Here is a 15,940-nt window from a genome sequence, read left to right on the forward strand (position 1 = left end):
GTGTCGGGCGGTCCTCCTGGGGCGAGTTCGCGGCCTCGGCCGCGTCGCTCCGCTCGTCCTGGCTCACTGCCACTGCTCCCACCCGTATTGTCCGCGTCCCCGCGCCGCCGTGTCGCCGCTGCGCCGCGTCCCCGCGCCGCCGTCAGCCGAGCGCGTCCGGCTTGCCCTCGCTGCGCGGCCGCTCCTCGACCATTGTGCCCCAGACGATCAGACGGTACTTCGAGGTGAACTCGGGCGTACAGGTCGTGAGGGTCAGATAGCGGCCCGGCTCGGTGAAACCGGACTGCCGGGGCACGGGGTTGAGCACGTCGACGTTGCGCGGGCTGGTGGACGGCAGCTGGCTGGCGACCTCGTACACGTAGTAGGTGTCGGAGGTCTCGACGATGATCGGGTCGCCCGGCTTGAGCTTGTTGATGTAGCGGAACGGCTCGCCGTGGGTGTTGCGGTGGCCGGCGACGCCGAAGTTGCCCTTTTTGTCCCAGGGCATGGCGGTCTCCAGGCCTGACTTCTTGTCGTAGCGGCCGACCATGCCGCGGTCGAGCACCCGGTTCTTGTCGATGCCCTCGGCCACCGGGACCCGGACGTCGAGCTTCGGGATGTACATGATCGCGAAGCCCTCGCCGGGCGAGAAGGTGTCGGCCTCGCGCCGCTCGCCCTCCTCGAAGGCGCGGGCGAGGTTGTTGGCCTCGCCCTTCGCGTGCTGGTTGGCCTGCACGTTCGTCCACCACAGCTGGTAGGTCACGAACAGCAGCATCAGCACGCCCGCGGTGATGAAGAGCTCGCCGATGACCCGGCTGGCGACGACGCCGAAGCCCTCTTTGGACGCTTTGGCGGCCTGCGCCGCCGCCTTCCGCCGCGCCGCCCGGCCGCCACCGGGCGGCCCGTCGACGGGCCGGGGGGTGGAGGTGGGGTCGGCTTCCTCCTCCTCGGTGGCGAGTGCGGCGTCGGCGGTGTCGGTGCCGGTGTCGGCGGGGCCGGTGTCGGTGCCGGTGCCCTCGGAGTGGGCGGCGGTACCGCGGCGGGAGGAGGCCTGGCGCAGGGCCACCGTCTCGTCGTCGCGGGCTTCGCCGCCGTGTGGTCCGGCGGTGCCGTAGGAGGGGTCGGCGCTGTATGGACCAGCGCCGTACGGGTCGGTGCCGCCGTACGGGTCGGTGGTGCCGTACGGGTCGGTGGTGCCGTACGGGGCGGCGCCGGTGTGCGAGTCGTAGGTGTCGGCCGCGTACGGGCCGGTGGTCGGCTGGCCGCGTCCGGCGGGCCGGCTGCTGTGCCGCTCGTACCCGTCGTGGCCGTCGTACGCCTCGTGGTGCGGCGCCTCGTGGTGAGGCGCCTCGCGGTGCGGGGCCGCGTGCGGGGCGCCGGGCGGGGACGCCGGGTCGACGTGGGGACGGAACCAGGGGGAGGCGCCGGCGGCTCCCTCCGGGCGGCCGGGCAGCGGGTCGTTCAACGGATCGGCGAGCCGCCCGACCGCGTCCTCGAGTGCGTCGGGGTCGGTGTAGGGATCGTGCGGCCGCGTCACGTACCGACCACGGGAGCGAGCCCGCGGGACCGCTCGACCGCGTCGGCGTCGCCGCACTCGGCGAGCCAGTTGGCGAGCATCAGGTGCCCCCACTCCGTCAGCACCGACTCCGGGTGGAACTGCACGCCCTCCACCGGGAGTTCCCGGTGCCGCAGCCCCATGATCACGCCCGACTCGGTGCGGGCGGTGACCTCCAGCTCCGCCGGCACCGACTGCGGCGCGGCGGCCAGCGAGTGGTAGCGGGTGGCGGTGAAGGGCGAGGGCAGTCCGGCGAAGACGCCCCGACCCTCGTGGCTCACCGGCGACGTCTTGCCGTGCAGCAGCTCGGGCGCGCGGCCGACGACGCCGCCGTAGGCGACGGCCATGGACTGCATGCCGAGGCAGACGCCGAAGACCGGCACCCCGGTGTCCGCGCAGTGCCGGACCATGTCGACGCAGACACCGGCCTGTTCGGGCGTGCCGGGGCCGGGGGAGAGCAGCACCCCGGCGAAGCCGTCCTGGGCGTGCTCGGTGCGCACCTCGTCGTTGCGCAGCACCTCGCACTCGGCGCCGAGCTGGTAGAGGTACTGGACGAGGTTGAAGACGAAGCTGTCGTAGTTGTCGACGACAAGAATGCGTGTGCTCATCAGCTCTGGCAGCCCCTGTCAGTCCTTCTCAGCTCTCGTCGACCGTCACGTCGTTGAACGGCAGCAGCGGTTCGGCCCACGGGAAGACGTACTGGAACAGCAGGTACACCGTTCCGATGACAAGCGCGAGCGAGATCAGCGAACGCACGATCGTGTTGCCCGGCAGATGTCGCCAGATCCAGCCGTACATGCTCGGTTCGTCCGTCCTTCCCGTGCCGCGCCCGGTGCGCGCGGAGTCCAGAGTACGTGGCGGGGCCGGGGAGCGGGGATCGGTCTCGCAACCCGGGCGCAGTGCGCTTGATCACCACGTAACGGGACGCGGGCGCGCGCCCGGTGAGGGTGGCGGCCTACCGGCTCAGTCCACCGGTTCGGCGTGCTGGAGGTCGACCCCGCCGGTGTAGCCGGGCAGCGTGAGGTCGCCCCGCTGCTCGACCTTCCAGCCCAGCCCGTAGGCGTCCACGTACTTCTTGTACATGTCGATCGCCGGGGAGGCGTCGAGGGCGCGCCGCAGCGCGTCCGGGTCGCCGACGGCGGTGACGGTGTACGGCGGCGAGTACAGCTGGCCCTGGAGGATCAGCGTGTTGCCGACGCAGCGGACGGCGCTGGTGGAGATGAGCCGCTGGTCCATGACCTGGATGCCGGACGCGCCGCCCTGCCAGAGGGCGTTGACGACGGCTTGGAGGTCCTGCTGGTGGATGACCAGGTAGTCCGGTTCGGGCTCCGGCCAGCCGGGGATGCGGGCGGTGGCGTCGGCCGGCGCGTCGGTGAGGGTGACGGTCAGGCCGGGGCCGCTGACCGGCTGGGCGCCGGCGGCCGCCTCCACCTCGCGGAGCCGGCGGCGTTCCTCGGGGTTGCCGGCGCTGTCCCGGCTGGCGAGTCCGGCGACCTCCTCGCGGAGCTTGGCCGTGGAGGATTCCAGGGTGCGGTTCTCCCGGCTACGCTGCTCGATCAGGTCGGAGAAGCGCAGCATCGATTCGTCACTGCGGATGTTGGTGCCCTGGGCGGTGTTGAAGCTGACCCAGAAGATCAGGCCGGCGAGGGCGAACACGCCGACGCTGGCGAGCCGGATCGGCCGCAGCCGGGCCAGGACGGACGACGCGCGCGACGACGAGGAGGTCGGCGGGGTCGAAGAGCTGGAAGCGGTCACCGTACCCTTGTCTCCTTCCTCCCCTCGGAAGCACTACGCTAACGGACCGCAGCAGCAGACGTTCCGCGCGGTCGGAGCGCATCGACAGGAGATCCCCTCGTGCCGAAGTCACGGATCCGCAAGAAGAAGGACCGGCTCACGCCGCCGGAGGGCACCAAGACCCAGAAGACGAAGATCGACCTGAGTTCCGGTCGACGGTGGGTGGCTCCGCTGATGCTGGCGATGTTCGCCATCGGATTGGCGTGGATCGTCGTCTTCTACGTGACCGAGGGCCGCTTCCCGGTCGAGGCGCTCGGCAACTGGAACATCCTCGTGGGCTTCGGCTTCATCGGCGTGGGGTTTGTCGTCTCCACGCAGTGGAAGTAGCCGCGCCGACTGAGGCGCGTCGACGGGCACCGGCCTCGGGGCCGAGTTTTCCACAGGCTGTCCACAGGGGTGGGAAAAGTTCTGAAGATCTGTGGATAACTCCGCACGGAGCTGCTGTCAGCTGCTGTGCACGAGTCCCGGTGGGATGGCCTCACGGCCCCCACCGGGCGCTCTGACGTACTCCAACGGGGTTGTTCGCCCGTTTTGGGCGATCTGGGCGTCACATTCCGTGACCATGGGCCATGGTCCCACGCGCCGTACACAGGCCGCCCCCGGCCTGTGGAAAACCCCACCCAGAACTGTGCGGAGCGTACCGATCACAGCCGACCCAGGGCCGGGCTCACCCCGCCGCCGGCTCTACAGGGGGAGATCGTCGGGAAGCACCCTGAACGCCTTGTGGTGACCCAGAGGGCGCACGGCGCGGAAGTCACGGCGATCAAGCGTGAGAACCGCATCGGTGTCGTAGTCGGCGGCGAGGGCGACGTTCACGGCATCCGCCAGGTCGAGGTCGAGGTCGAGGTCGCGGTAGCGGACGCGCAGGGTCTGTGCGGTTCCCAGGTGCTCTTCGGTGATCTCGGGCAGGATGATGCGGCCACGGCGAATCCAGTACCGAAGATCGTCAATCGCGCTGAGCGCCGCGGCGCGGCCGAGTTCGCGAGTGGCGACGTGGTCCGTCTCCGCGAGGAGCAGCGGAGACATCACCAGAAGGCCCGCTGCCATGATCGCTTCGTTCGACGCCTGATGCTCGGGGTGCGTGTCGTCGAGTGCTGCGAGAAGCCCGGAGGTGTCCGCGATGACGATGATCACGCGGCGGTTCCGGAGTCGATCTCGCGACGTACGGCGTCGGCGACGGCGTCACGCACCTCGTCCTTCGTCGCCGTGCGGCCGGTCCCGGTGAACGTACGGGAGAACAGAGGCTCGTCCCAGACGCGGTTGGCCATGGCCGCGAGGTGAATTCCCTGGCGAATGATCTCGGCCTCGCTGACGCCCCGGCGCTTGGCCGCTTCCTTGATGATGGCCAGGTCTTCCGGATCGGCGTAGACATTGGTTCGCTTCATCGACATGTACCAAGGCTGGTCCATGTGTCGGACTGGTGTATGTCGCCGAGGAAACCGGCGCGGTGTTCCGGTGGACGGCCAGGGCCGGCGGTGGCGGGCGGGGTCAGCCGAGGAGGTTGATCGTGCGGGCGATGGTGAGGGTGACGAGGAGGACGGCGAGCAGGGCGCACGCGCCCCACTGGACGAGCGCGCGGCGCTCGCGGGGAGCGTGCACCATCGCGTACGCCACGATCGCCCCGACGATCAGCCCGCCCAGGTGCGCCTGCCAGGCGATGTTCAGCCCGGGGACGAACGTGATCACCAGGTTGACGCCCAGCAGCACGGCGATCGGCCGCATGTCGTACCGCATCCGGCGCATCAGCACGGCCGTCGCGCCGAACAGGCCGAAGATCGCGCCCGACGCGCCGAGGGACATCACGTTCTGCGCCATCAGCCAGTACGTGAGCACGTTCCCGCCGAGGGCGGAGAGCAGGTACAGCGTGAGGAACCGGGCCCGGCCGAGCGCCGCCTCCAGCGGCGGGCCGAGGAACCACAGCGCCATCATGTTGAAGCCGATGTGCCAGAACTCCTGGTGCAGGAAGGCCGACGTGATCAGCCGGTACCACTCGCCGTCCGCGACGCCCAGCATTTCCGGCGGGCTGAACGGGTCGAACGGGCCGTCTGCCCGGGCCAGGCCGAGCATGGCCAGCTGCTCGACGAGGTCCCGGCCGGTGGCCAGTACCGCGACGAAGACCGTGACGTTGATCGCCAGGAGCACCTTGGTGACAAGCCGGGTGTCGCCGACCATCGTGCCGCCGGCGATCGTGCGCGGCCGGCTGGCGCCGGCCGAGTGGCCGGTGCCGGAGCCGCCGCGCACGCACTCAGGGCACTGGTAGCCCACGGACGCGGCGATCATGCACTCGGGGCAGATCGGCCGCTCGCAGCGGGTGCAGCGGATGCCGGTCTCCCGGTCCTGGTGGCGGTAGCAGCCCGGCAGCTGGTACTGCCCCGGCTCCTGGCCGCCCTGCTGGTGCTCCATGGCACTCCCTCGTCCCGGCAGCCGCCCGGCTGCCCCTGCCGCTGTCGCGGTGTTCCTGCCGCTGTCGCGGCGGTCCCCGCCGCGCGGGCGTCCGCGCGGCGCACCGGAAACCGCCCCACCCGTCCTACGGACGAGCGGGGCGGTGTGGTTCCCGCGGCGGGCGCTCTCCGGCGCCCGGCCGCATACCGGTCGGCGTCAGCGCGACTCGATGACCACGGACTCGATCACCACGTCGTTGACCGGGCGGTCGGTGCGCGGGTTGGTCTGCGTCGAGGCGATGGCGTCCACGACCTTCTTGCCGGCGTCGGTGGAGACCTCGCCGAAGATGGTGTGCTTGCCGGTCAGCCACGTGGTCGGCGCCACGGTGACGAAGAACTGCGAGCCGTTGGTGCCCGGGCCGGCGTTGGCCATGGCCAGCAGGTACGGACGGTCGAAGGACAGGTCCGGGTGGAACTCGTCGCCGAACTCGTAGCCCGGGCCACCGGTGCCGTTGCCCAGCGGGTCCCCACCCTGGATCATGAAGCCGCTGATGACACGGTGGAAGACCGTGCCGTCGTACAGCTTGCCGGTGGACTTCACCCCGGTCGCCGGGTGCGTCCACTCGCGCTCGCCCTGGGCGAGTTCGACGAAGTTCTTGACCGTCTTCGGCGCGTGGTTCGGGAAGAGCCGGATCTCGATGTCGCCTTGGTTGGTCTTCAGGGTGGCGTAGAGCTGCTCGGCCACGATCTACCTTCCATAGTCCTTTGTGACGGCTACCGATCCTCCCATGCCGTCGTTCGGGGTCGTGCACCGCGTGAATCAGCGCGCCTGGCACCGAACCATGGCATTGTCGGCATTGCGCGACAAAAGCCGCATGGATGTTTCCGTACCGGGCATGCGTGACCCAGATGCCTGCCCGCAGATGTCGAACCGCAATCCGGCAGGCATGCTCGTCGAGTACGCCACCGAGGAGAGCCCACCGAGGAGGAGGAGCCGTGACCCGCATCGATGACGTGCGCGCCAGGACCAAGGGGAGCGCGAAGGAAGGCATGCGGCACGCCAGGGCCGTGAAGGACACGGTGGCCCCCAAGGTCGGACACGCCGCCAAGGCGGCCGGGCACGGCGCGCTGGAGCAGTACCACAACCATCTCGCCCCCCGCCTGGCGCACGCCAGGGAGACGCTGCCCCCGGCCCTGGACGGCGCCGCCACGAAGGCCGCGCACCGCACCAGGGAGGCCGCCCGGCACGCCGCCGACTACGCCGCCCCCCGGCTGGAGGCCGCCCGCGCGGCGGCCGGCCCGGCGCGGGAGGAGGCCATGGCACGGTCGGGGGCCGCGCTGGCGGCCCTGCGCGGCGAGGTGACCGCCGCCGACGTGCAGAAGATCACCAAGCGCCGCGCCCGCCGCGCGCGTGCCGGACGGGCCTTCCGCCGGCTGGCCGTACTCGGCCTGCTGACCGGCGCGGCGGTCGCCGCCTGGCGCTGGTGGGACCGGCAGGCCAACCCGGAGTGGCTGGTCGAGCCGCCGGAGGCGACCGAGGTGGGCGAGGAGACGAGGGTCAACGCCACGCCGCTCGACCCGGAGGTCGAGGCGAAGGAGGCGGCCGACCGCAAGGCCGAGGAGTCCGGCGGCGAGAGCCGCTGACCGCACCGCCGCGCCCACCCGGGCGCGGACACGCGCGAGGGGGCGGGGATCCGGATCGGATCCCCGCCCCCTCGCGGTGCCTCACGGCGTCAGTCGCGCCGCCTCTCACGGCGTGAGCCGCGCCGCCGTCGGGCGGACTCAGCCCCGTCGGACGGACTCAGCCCCGGCCGAAGCCGTTGGGCCCTCGGATGAAGCCGCCCTCGTCGTCGTCGCCGTCACCGCCGCCGTCGCCGTTGTCCCCACCGCCGGGGATCGTGAAGACCCGGACAGTGGAGTCCTTCGGCACCTCGGTGCCGCCGACCGGATTGGTGGCGAAGACCCGGGCCTTCCCGTCGTCGGGGCCCTGCACCTCGACCTTGAGACCGGCCTGCTCCAGCGTCTTCCTGGCGTCCTTCAGCTCCTGGTTGGAGACGTCCGGCACCCGCACGTTCTGCTGCTCGGGGGCCTTGGCCACCGTCAGCGTCACCTGCGAGTTCGGCGCGGCCTGCGAGCCGGCGCCCGGGTTCTGGTTGAGCACCTGGTCGGCGGGGACCGAGCCGTCCTCCCGCTCGGCCTTCGCCACGACGAAGCCGATGGCCTCGAGCTGCTGCTTGGCGTCGTCGAAGCTCTTGCCGATGACACTCGGGACGGTCCTGGTGACGGTCCGCACGACGGAGATCGTGACCGTGGAGTCCTTCTGGACCTTCGTGCCGCCGCTCGGGTCCTGCTCGGTGACCGTGCCCTCGTCCTCGGTGCCCGAGGCGACGGCCTTCTCCTCGACCTTGAAGCCCGCGTCGGACAGCGTCTTGCGGGCGTCGTCGGCGTCCTGGCCGGTGACGTCCGGTACCTCGACCGGGGCCGGGCCCTTGGACATGGTCAGCGTGATCACACTGTCCCGGGGGGCCTTGGTGCCGGCCGCCGGGTTGGTGCTGCACACCAGGCCCTTGTCCTCGTCGCAGTGCTCGCTGCCGCCCTCCTGGACCTGGAAGCCGACGTTCTCCGCCCGGTTCTTGGCGTCGGGGAGACTCAGCCCGACCAGCTTGGGCACCTCGGTGTCGCCACCGGCGGCCGTACCGCTGAAGATCACCTTGCCGAGGAAGACCGCGCCGATCAGCACCAGTGCGGCGCCGACCACCAGCAGGATCGTCGAGAGGTTGCTCTTCTTCTGCCCGCCGCGCCTGCCGCGCGGCTCGTCGTAGCCGAACCCGCCGTCGTCGTCGCGGACCGGCGGCAGCATCGACGTACGCGGCTCGGCGGCGCGCAGCGCCTGCGTGGGCCGGTCCTCCGGGTTCCCGGCGTGCCCGTAGCCGACCGGGACGGGCGCGGCGACCGCGCCGACCGGCTGGCCGTCCAGCAGCGCCTCGATGTCCGCGCGCATCTCGTCGGCGGACTGGTAGCGGTAGTCCGGGTCCTTCGCCAGCGCCTTGAGGACGATGGCGTCCATCTCGGGCGTCAGCTCGGGGTCGAACGCGCTCGGCGGCTGCGGCTCCTCCCGCACGTGCTGGTAGGCCACCGCGACCGGGGAGTCCCCGATGAACGGCGGCCGCACGGTGAGCAGCTCGTAGATCAGACAGCCGGTGGAGTACAGGTCGGACCGGGCGTCGACCGTCTCGCCCTTCGCCTGCTCCGGGGAGAGGTACTGGGCGGTGCCGATGACGGCGGCCGTCTGCGTCATGGTCATGCCGGCGTCGCCCATCGCCCGGGCGATGCCGAAGTCCATGACCTTGACCTGGCCGGTGCGCGTCAGCATGACGTTCGCCGGCTTGATGTCGCGGTGCACGATGCCGTTGCGGTGCGAGTACTCCAGCGCCTGGAGGATGCCGATGCACATCTCCAGCGCCCGCTCGGGCAGCAGCTTTCGCCCGGAGTGCAGCAGCTCCCGCAGCGTGGAGCCGTCCACGTACTCCATGACGATGTACGGGATCGACACCCCGTCGACGTAGTCCTCGCCGGTGTCGTACACGGCGACGATCGCGGGGTGGTTCAGCGAGGCCGCGGACTGCGCCTCGCGCCGGAAACGCGCCTGGAACGTGGGATCACGCGCGAGGTCGGCCCGAAGGGTCTTGACCGCGACGGTACGCCCCAGGCGGGTGTCATGGCCGAGATACACCTCGGCCATGCCGCCACGGCCGAGCACCTGGCCCAGCTCGTACCGGCCGCCTAGGCGACGCGGCTCGTCCATATCTCCAGCCCTCTCCGTTCGTCCCGGCCCGGATCCGTCGGGCCCGGCGGTGTGCCGCTCGGGCATACGGTACCCGGGTCGCGCGGTCGGTCCCGGCCGTCGGCGGCCGGCGTCCCGCCCAAGCTCCTGTTCACACTCAGCGCTTGCCGTCGAGAATGGCCTTCATCACATCAACGGCGATCGGGGCCGCCAGACCGCCGCCCGAGATGTCGCCACGGGCCGCGTCGCTGTCCTCGACGATCACCGCGACGGCCACCGGCGAACCATTGCCGCTCTTGGCGTAGGAGATGAACCAGGCGTACGGGTTGGCCTTGTTCTCCTCACCGCGCTGCGCGGTACCCGTCTTGCCGCCGACCGTCACCCCGGGGATCTTCGCCCGGCTGCCGGTGCCCTTCTCGACGACGGACTCCATCATCTCCTGAAGCTTGCGCGCGGTCTCCGGCGAGACGGCCTGCCCCATCTCCTCCGGCTTGAACTGCTCCACCGTGCTGCGCGGACCCTCCAGCCGGTCCACCATGTACGGCTTCATCAGCTTGCCGTCGTTGGCGATCGCGGCGGTGACCATCGCCATCTGCAGCGGGGTCGCCCGGTTCGAAGCCTGGCCGATACCTGCCATCGCGTTCTGCGGCCGGTTGTCCTCCGGGTAGACGCTGGAGACCGCCCGCACCGGAGTGAAGACCTCGGAGTTGAAGCCGAACTTCTCGGCCTGCTTGATCATCTCCTCGTTGCCGACGTCGTCGCTGATCGCCGCGAACGTCGCGTTGCAGGAGAGCTCCATCGCGCGCCGCAGCGTCGCGTCGTCGCAGAGCCGGTCGTACGCCGAGTTGCCGAGCTTGTTGGTGGACTGCGGCAGCTGGTAGGGGCTCTCGATGCCGGTCTTCTTGTCGACGTCGTACTTCCCGCTCTCCAGCGCCGCCGCCGCGGTGATCACCTTGAACGTCGAACCCGGCGCGTACGTCTGCCGGATGGCCCGGTTCAGCATCGGGTCCTCGTCCTTGTTCTTCTCGGTGTACTCGACCCAGTGCTTGGTGTCGTTCTGCGAGTTCCCGGCAATCTTGGAAGGGTCGTACGACGGAGTACTGACCATGGCGAGGATCGCCCCGGTCTCAGGGTTGAGGGCGACGACCGAGCCCTTCTTGCCCTGCAGCCCGTCGAACGCCGCCTTCTGTGCGGCGTTACTGAGGGTGGTGACGACGCTGCCGCCCTCACGCGGCTTGCCGGTGAGCATGTCGACCGTGCGGTTGAAGAACAGCCGGTCGTCGTTGCCGGTGAGAATCCCGTCGTAGATCTCCTCCAGTTGCGTCCCCCCGAACGCCTGCGACGAGCGGCCTGTGACGGGCGCCCACATCTGCCCGTTCTTGTAGACGCGCTTGTAGTTGAAGTCACTGCCGGTCGTCTCGACGGAGCCGGTGATCGCCTTGCCCTCGACGATGATGTTGCCGCGCGGGTGCGCGTAGCGCTCGATCTGGACGCGACGGTTGTCCTTGTGGCTCTGGAGTTCGTCGGCCTGGACGAACTGCACCCAGTTCGCCCGCACCATCAGCGCCAGCATCAGCAGTCCGCAGAAGATGGCAACCCTGCGCAACGGCTTGTTCATGCCTGTCCCATCTGGCCGCTGGACTCATCGCGGAGGTTTCGGCCGCCTCGCTTGCTCCTGCTGGACTGCCGCTGGGCAGCCTCGACATTTTAGACGGGCGGGCCCCGCCGCCCGGTTCCGTACCGGGCGGCCGGACGGCGTCCGCGTACCGCGCCTCGGCCGTCGCTAGGAGCGGACGACCTGGGTCATCTCGATGTCCGGGTTGGTGGCCGGGGCGGGGGCCGGGCGGCGTGCGGTGTCGCTGATGCGCAGCAGTACCGCGATGAGCGCCCAGTTCGCGATGACGGACGAGCCGCCCTGCGCGAGGAACGGCATCGTCATACCGGTCAGCGGGATGAGACCGGTCACACCGCCGGCGACCACGAAGACCTGGATCGCGAACGCGCCGGTGAGGCCGACCGCCAGCAGCTTGCCGAACGGGTCGCGGGCGGCCAGGGCCGTGCGCATGCCGCGCTCGATGAGCAGTGCGTACAGCAGCAGGATGGCCATCATGCCGGCCAGGCCCAGCTCCTCGCCGATGGTGGCGAGGATGTAGTCGCTCTTCGCGGCGATGCCGCCGATGAGGCGGGAGAAGCCCTGGCCGAGTCCGGAGCCCATGAGTCCGCCGGAGCCGAAGGTGAACATGGCCTGCGCGGTCTCGGTGACGCCGTCGTTGGAGGCGCGTGCCAGCGGGTCGAGCCAGTTGTTGACGCGCGAGGCGACGTGGCTGTTGAAGGAGGCCACGAAGACCGCGCCGGCGGCGGAGAGCAGCAGACCGAAGATGATCCAGCTCGTCCGCTCGGTGGCGACGTAGAGCATCACCACGAACATGCCGAAGAACAGCAGCGAGGTGCCCAGGTCGGTCTCGAAGACGAGGATCAGGAGGCTGAGGCCCCAGATCGCCAGGATCGGGCCGAGGTCGCGGCCGCGCGGCAGGTACAGGCCCATGAAGCGGCGGCTGGCCAGTGCCAGCGCGTCCCGCTTGACCATCAGGTAGCCGGCGAAGAACACCGCGATGATGATCTTCGCGAACTCGCCGGGTTGCAGGGAGCCGACACCGGGGATGGTGATCCAGATGCGGGCACCGAAACGGGCCGGGAAGAACATCGGCAGGATCAGGAGCACCAGCGCGACGACCATCGAGATGTAGGTGTAGCGCTGCAGGATGCGGTGGTCCTTCAGGAAGACCAGTACGCCGATCGCCAGGGCCACGCCGAGCGCCGACCACATCAGCTGGCTGGGCGCGGCGTTCGCGGGCGAGAGGTTCGGCTCGTGGTCGAGGCGCCAGATCAGTACCAGGCCGAGGCCGTTGAGCAGTGTTGCTATCGGCAGCATCAGCGGGTCGGCGTAGGGGGCGAACTTGCGCAGCACCAGGTGTGCGATGCCGGCGATCAGGCCGATGCCCAGGCCGTAGCCGATCATGCCGCTGGGCAGTTCGTCGTTCTTCGCGAGGCCGACGTTGGCGTAGGCGAACACCGGGATGATCACCGCGAAGACGAGCAGCGCGAGTTCCGTGTTGCGCCGGTTGGGCGTGCCGCCGGAGGCGATGGTGGTGGTGTTGCCGAGGTTGAGGCTCATGTGTGGTCCGTCCCCCTACGGCGTCCGACAGTCTTTGGCGAGCTGCTGCTGCCGCTCGGTGAGCCGCGGGCCGGGGCTGGGCTTGTCGGCGGACCGGCTCTCGGCGTCGGGCTTGTTCTGGCCGTCGACGCTGGAGCCGAGGTCCTGCTGGTTCTCGCCGTCGGGGGCCGGGCTCTCGGAGGCGCCGGGCGCGGGCGGGGCCGTCTCGCCGGCGGCGGGCGGCTGCTCGGACGTGCGCTCGTCGGCGACGAGTCGGCACACCTCGGCCTGCTCGCGCAGCTGCGCGATCTTCTCGTCGGCCTGGGCGCGGCTGTTCATGGAGATGGTGTCGCGGATCTGGTTCCGCTGGTACACCGGCAGGTACTTGAGTTCGATGTCGGTGCTCTCGGCGACGCTGCTCAGCTCGAACCAGGCGAGTTTCTGGCTGATGCCCTGGTAGAGCGCGACGCGGTCGCCGTCGGCGCCGACGAAGTACTGGCTCTTCGTCCAGCGCAGCCCGGCGTAGCCGCCGGCGCCGAGGAGCGCGAGCACGAACAGGATGATGAGCGAGCGCTTGAGCCACCTGCCGCGTTTGCGCGGCGGGTCCTGGTAGCCGGTGGGCTCGCCGAACGAGCCTCCGGGCTGTGCCGCCGCGGCGGGGTACGCCTGGTGCTCCGGCGGGCCGAAGCCCTCGGGGGCGGGTGGCTGCTGCTGCGGCACGGTCTGGCCGCGGCGCAGCTCGGCCGCGCGCGCGGCCGGTGTGCCCGGGTCGCCGCCGGACTGCTGCTTGGTCTCGGCGACCGCGCCGACGACCACCGGGGTGTCGTTGAGCTGGGCGGCGGCGAGCGTGTCGTCGCTGTCGACGTCGAGGACGTCGGCGACGATCACCGTGATGTTGTCCGGGCCGCCGCCGCGCAGGGCGAGCTGGATCAGCTCCTCGACGGTCTCGTGCGGGCCGTGGTAGCTGGCCAGCGTCTCCTCGAGCGTCTGGTGGCTGACGACCCCGGAGAGGCCGTCGGAGCAGATCAGGTACCGGTCGCCGGCGCGCACCTCGCGCACCGACAGGTCGGGTTCGACGTGGTCGCCGCTGCCCAGCGCGCGCATCAGCAGGGAGCGCTGCGGGTGGGTGGTGGCCTCCTCCTCGGTGATGCGGCCCTCGTCGACGAGCCGCTGCACCCAGGTGTGGTCCTGGGTGATCTGGGTGAGGACGCCGTCGCGGAGGAGGTAGGCGCGGGAGTCGCCGACGTGGACGAGGCCGAGGCGCTGACCGGTCCACAGCAGGGCGGTGAGCGTGGTGCCCATGCCCTCGAGCTGCGGGTCCTCCTCGACCATGAGGCGCAGCTGCTCGTTGGCGCGCTGCACGGCGGAGGCGAGCGAGGTGATGATGTCGGAGCCCGGCACGTCCTCGTCGAGTTCGACGATGGTCGAGATCACCTCCGAACTGGCGACCTCACCGGCGGCCTGGCCGCCCATGCCGTCGGCGACCGCGAGCAGTCTGGGACCGGCGTAGCCGGAGTCCTCGTTGTGCTCGCGGATCATGCCGTCGTGTGATCCGGCGGCGAATCGCAGTGCCAGGCTCATGCGCACCTCGCCCGTCGGCTCCGGGTACATCCGCACGGTGCCCACCCTCCGGTCGTCATGTTCGGTCTACTTCCGCAGCTCGATGACCGTCTTGCCGATGCGAATCGGCGCTCCGGGCGGAATCGGCGTCGGTGTGGTGAGTCGGGTCCGGTCGAGGTAGGTGCCGTTCGTGGACCCGAGGTCCTCGACGATCCACTGGCCGTCGCGGTCCGGGTAGATCCTGGCATGCCTGCTCGACGCGTAGTCGTCGTCGAGGACGATCGTGGAGTCGTGGGCGCGGCCGAGGGTGATCGTCTGGCCCTGGAGGGCGACCGTGGTGCCGGTCAGCGACCCCTCGGAGACGACCAGCTTCGTGGGCGCGCCGCGCCGGGTGCGGTTGCCCCGGCCGCCGCCTCCGCCGCCGCGCCCGGAGGAGGCCGCGGCGGCCTGCTGCGGCTGCTGCTGGCGCGGCGCGGGCCGCTCGGGTCCGCGCCGGCCGGCGCGCTGGGTCACCCTGGTGCCGAACAGGTCACTTCGGATGACCTGAACGGCCACGATGACGAACAGCCACAGTACGGCGAGAAAACCCAGCCGCATGACCGTCAGGGTCAGCTCTGACATTGCCCCCGCTTCACCCTTCGGCTTGCCGGTAAATGATCGTGGTGTTGCCCACGACGATGCGTGAGCCGTCGCGGAGCGTAGCGTGTGTCGCCCGCTGTCCGTCTACCACGATGCCGTTGGTGGAGCCCAAGTCCTGGACCGTGGACGGGTTTCCGGCCCGGATCTCGCAGTGGCGGCGGGAGACCCCGGGGTCGTCGATCCGCACGTCGGCCTCGGTGCTGCGGCCCAGTACGAGGGTGGGCCGGGAGATCTGGTGCCGCTGCCCGTTGATCTCCACCCAGCGCCGTGTCTGCGCCGCCGGGGCGGCCGGTGCGCCGGGCGGCGGCGTGCCCGGCATCCGCGGGGCGTTCGGCGGCAGCGGCGGCGCTCCGGCCGCCTGCGTCCCGCCCTGGGAGCCGCCCTGCGCGCCGCCGAGTGACGGCCAGCCGCCGCCCGCCGCCGGCGGCGGGGCCTGCGAAACGCTGGCCGCCTGGGTACGGCTGCGCACCCGGTACAGGCCGGTGTCGAGGTCCTCGGCCTTCTCCAGGTGGACCTTCACCGAGCCCATGAAGGTGTAGCGCTGCTGCTTGGCGTACTCCCTGACCATGCCGGCCAGCTCGTCGCCCAGCTGCCCGGCGTACGGGCTCAGCCGCTCGTAGTCGGGGGTGCTGAGCTCGACGATGAAGTCGTTCGGCACGACCGTGCGGTCGCGGTTCCAGATGGTGGCGTTGTTGTCACACTCGCGCTGTAGGGCACCGGCGATCTCCACCGGCTGCACCTCGGATTTGAACACCTTGGCGAAGGTGCCGTTGACGAGACCTTCGAGACGCTGCTCGAAGCGTTTGAGTACTCCCACGGTGCACCTCCTTCCCAGCTGCCCTGCGCTCTAGTGCGCCGTGGCTCCAGCCCGCGGGCTGGCACGGCGACGGGACCGAACTGCTGTACTGCTTGTTGAACTGCTTACTGATCGTATCCACGCCAGACGAAAACCACTGGTTCCGCTTCACGACGCGATGCGCGGGTGTCACCCCTCACACGGATCGTAGAGGGCCCGTCCACCAGTGTCCCCCACTGTGGACGTAACGGACACGGCCGAGCTCAGGACCGTGCGGGCCTGCCGGAAGGGATGTGAG

Annotated in this window: 17 protein-coding genes; 3 read left to right on the plus strand and 14 right to left on the minus strand. The window is 70.5% G+C overall.

Annotation, left to right across the window (positions count from 1 at the left end; translation table 11 throughout):
* Positions 1–142: 142 nt before the first annotated feature.
* The 4 genes from FNX44_RS00870 to FNX44_RS00880 all read right to left on the minus strand — a co-directional run bounded on the left by FNX44_RS00870 (position 143) and on the right by FNX44_RS00880 (position 3,289).
* Positions 143–1,516 carry a class E sortase gene (locus tag FNX44_RS00870; protein ID WP_323368992.1) on the minus strand — a complete coding sequence of 458 codons (1,374 nt, stop codon included), beginning with the start codon at positions 1,514–1,516 and terminating at the stop codon, positions 143–145.
* Positions 1,513–2,142 (minus strand): aminodeoxychorismate/anthranilate synthase component II, encoded by a 630-nt coding sequence (locus FNX44_RS00875; RefSeq protein ID WP_143645944.1) that lies wholly within the window; start codon positions 2,140–2,142, stop codon positions 1,513–1,515. Before FNX44_RS00875 ends, FNX44_RS00870 begins: the two co-directional genes overlap by 4 nt.
* A gap of 28 nt (positions 2,143–2,170) precedes the next feature.
* Entirely contained in the window at positions 2,171–2,332 is a 162-nt protein-coding gene (locus FNX44_RS27850) for a hypothetical protein (RefSeq protein WP_173019088.1), read from the minus strand.
* Between the two features lie 165 nt (positions 2,333–2,497).
* The gene (locus FNX44_RS00880; RefSeq protein WP_407699181.1) at positions 2,498–3,289 is read right to left on the minus strand and encodes a DUF881 domain-containing protein; all 792 of its coding nucleotides are present in this window, start codon (positions 3,287–3,289) and stop codon (positions 2,498–2,500) included.
* Between the two features lie 99 nt (positions 3,290–3,388).
* Between FNX44_RS00880 and crgA the strand changes: the two genes are divergently transcribed.
* Positions 3,389–3,655: a cell division protein CrgA gene (crgA, locus tag FNX44_RS00885; RefSeq protein WP_143645945.1), complete on the plus strand. Its 267-nt coding sequence runs from the start codon at positions 3,389–3,391 to the stop codon at positions 3,653–3,655.
* 357 nt (positions 3,656–4,012) lie between these two features.
* Here the strand turns inward: crgA and FNX44_RS00890 are convergent, their stop codons facing one another.
* From FNX44_RS00890 to FNX44_RS00905, 4 genes are all read right to left on the minus strand, one after another.
* Positions 4,013–4,462 carry a PIN domain-containing protein gene (locus FNX44_RS00890; protein ID WP_143645946.1) on the minus strand — a complete coding sequence of 150 codons (450 nt, stop codon included), beginning with the start codon at positions 4,460–4,462 and terminating at the stop codon, positions 4,013–4,015.
* Positions 4,459–4,719, minus strand: a complete 261-nt coding sequence (locus FNX44_RS00895; protein ID WP_143645976.1) for a ribbon-helix-helix domain-containing protein — start codon at positions 4,717–4,719, stop codon at positions 4,459–4,461. The genes FNX44_RS00890 and FNX44_RS00895 overlap by 4 nt, the downstream gene beginning before the upstream one ends.
* Positions 4,720–4,816: 97 nt before the next feature.
* The gene (locus tag FNX44_RS00900) at positions 4,817–5,731 is read right to left on the minus strand and encodes a rhomboid family intramembrane serine protease (RefSeq protein ID WP_143645947.1); all 915 of its coding nucleotides are present in this window, start codon (positions 5,729–5,731) and stop codon (positions 4,817–4,819) included.
* Between the two features lie 195 nt (positions 5,732–5,926).
* Positions 5,927–6,454 (minus strand): peptidylprolyl isomerase, encoded by a 528-nt coding sequence (locus FNX44_RS00905; protein WP_143645948.1) that lies wholly within the window; start codon positions 6,452–6,454, stop codon positions 5,927–5,929.
* Positions 6,455–6,497: 43 nt separating this feature from the next.
* Here FNX44_RS00905 and FNX44_RS00910 point away from each other — a divergent pair, with 43 nt between their 5' ends.
* Complete coding sequence (locus tag FNX44_RS00910; protein WP_153506684.1) at positions 6,498–6,722, plus strand: hypothetical protein; 225 nt, start codon at positions 6,498–6,500, stop codon at positions 6,720–6,722.
* Complete coding sequence (locus tag FNX44_RS00915) at positions 6,706–7,353, plus strand: DUF5324 family protein (RefSeq protein WP_143645949.1); 648 nt, start codon at positions 6,706–6,708, stop codon at positions 7,351–7,353. The genes FNX44_RS00910 and FNX44_RS00915 overlap by 17 nt, the downstream gene beginning before the upstream one ends.
* Positions 7,354–7,510: 157 nt before the next feature.
* Here FNX44_RS00915 and pknB read toward each other — a convergent pair whose 3' ends face one another.
* From pknB to FNX44_RS00945, 6 genes are all read right to left on the minus strand, one after another.
* The gene (gene pknB, locus FNX44_RS00920; RefSeq protein ID WP_143645950.1) at positions 7,511–9,514 is read right to left on the minus strand and encodes a Stk1 family PASTA domain-containing Ser/Thr kinase; all 2,004 of its coding nucleotides are present in this window, start codon (positions 9,512–9,514) and stop codon (positions 7,511–7,513) included.
* A 136-nt stretch (positions 9,515–9,650) separates the two neighbouring features.
* Entirely contained in the window at positions 9,651–11,111 is a 1,461-nt protein-coding gene (locus FNX44_RS00925) for a peptidoglycan D,D-transpeptidase FtsI family protein (protein WP_143645951.1), read from the minus strand.
* 165 nt (positions 11,112–11,276) lie between these two features.
* Positions 11,277–12,668 carry an FtsW/RodA/SpoVE family cell cycle protein gene (locus FNX44_RS00930; protein ID WP_143645952.1) on the minus strand — a complete coding sequence of 464 codons (1,392 nt, stop codon included), beginning with the start codon at positions 12,666–12,668 and terminating at the stop codon, positions 11,277–11,279.
* A gap of 15 nt (positions 12,669–12,683) precedes the next feature.
* A complete protein-coding gene (locus tag FNX44_RS00935) occupies positions 12,684–14,258 on the minus strand; it encodes a Stp1/IreP family PP2C-type Ser/Thr phosphatase (RefSeq protein WP_228449506.1) in 1,575 nt (524 codons plus the stop codon).
* 36 nt (positions 14,259–14,294) lie between these two features.
* Positions 14,295–14,828: an FHA domain-containing protein FhaB/FipA gene (locus tag FNX44_RS00940; RefSeq protein ID WP_143645954.1), complete on the minus strand. Its 534-nt coding sequence runs from the start codon at positions 14,826–14,828 to the stop codon at positions 14,295–14,297.
* Between the two features lie 10 nt (positions 14,829–14,838).
* Positions 14,839–15,663: an FHA domain-containing protein gene (locus FNX44_RS00945; RefSeq protein ID WP_143645955.1), complete on the minus strand. Its 825-nt coding sequence runs from the start codon at positions 15,661–15,663 to the stop codon at positions 14,839–14,841.
* Positions 15,664–15,940 lie beyond the last annotated feature (277 nt).

This window comes from Streptomyces alkaliterrae, from assembly GCF_007097205.2.
Taxonomy (GTDB): domain Bacteria; phylum Actinomycetota; class Actinomycetes; order Streptomycetales; family Streptomycetaceae; genus Streptomyces; species Streptomyces alkaliterrae.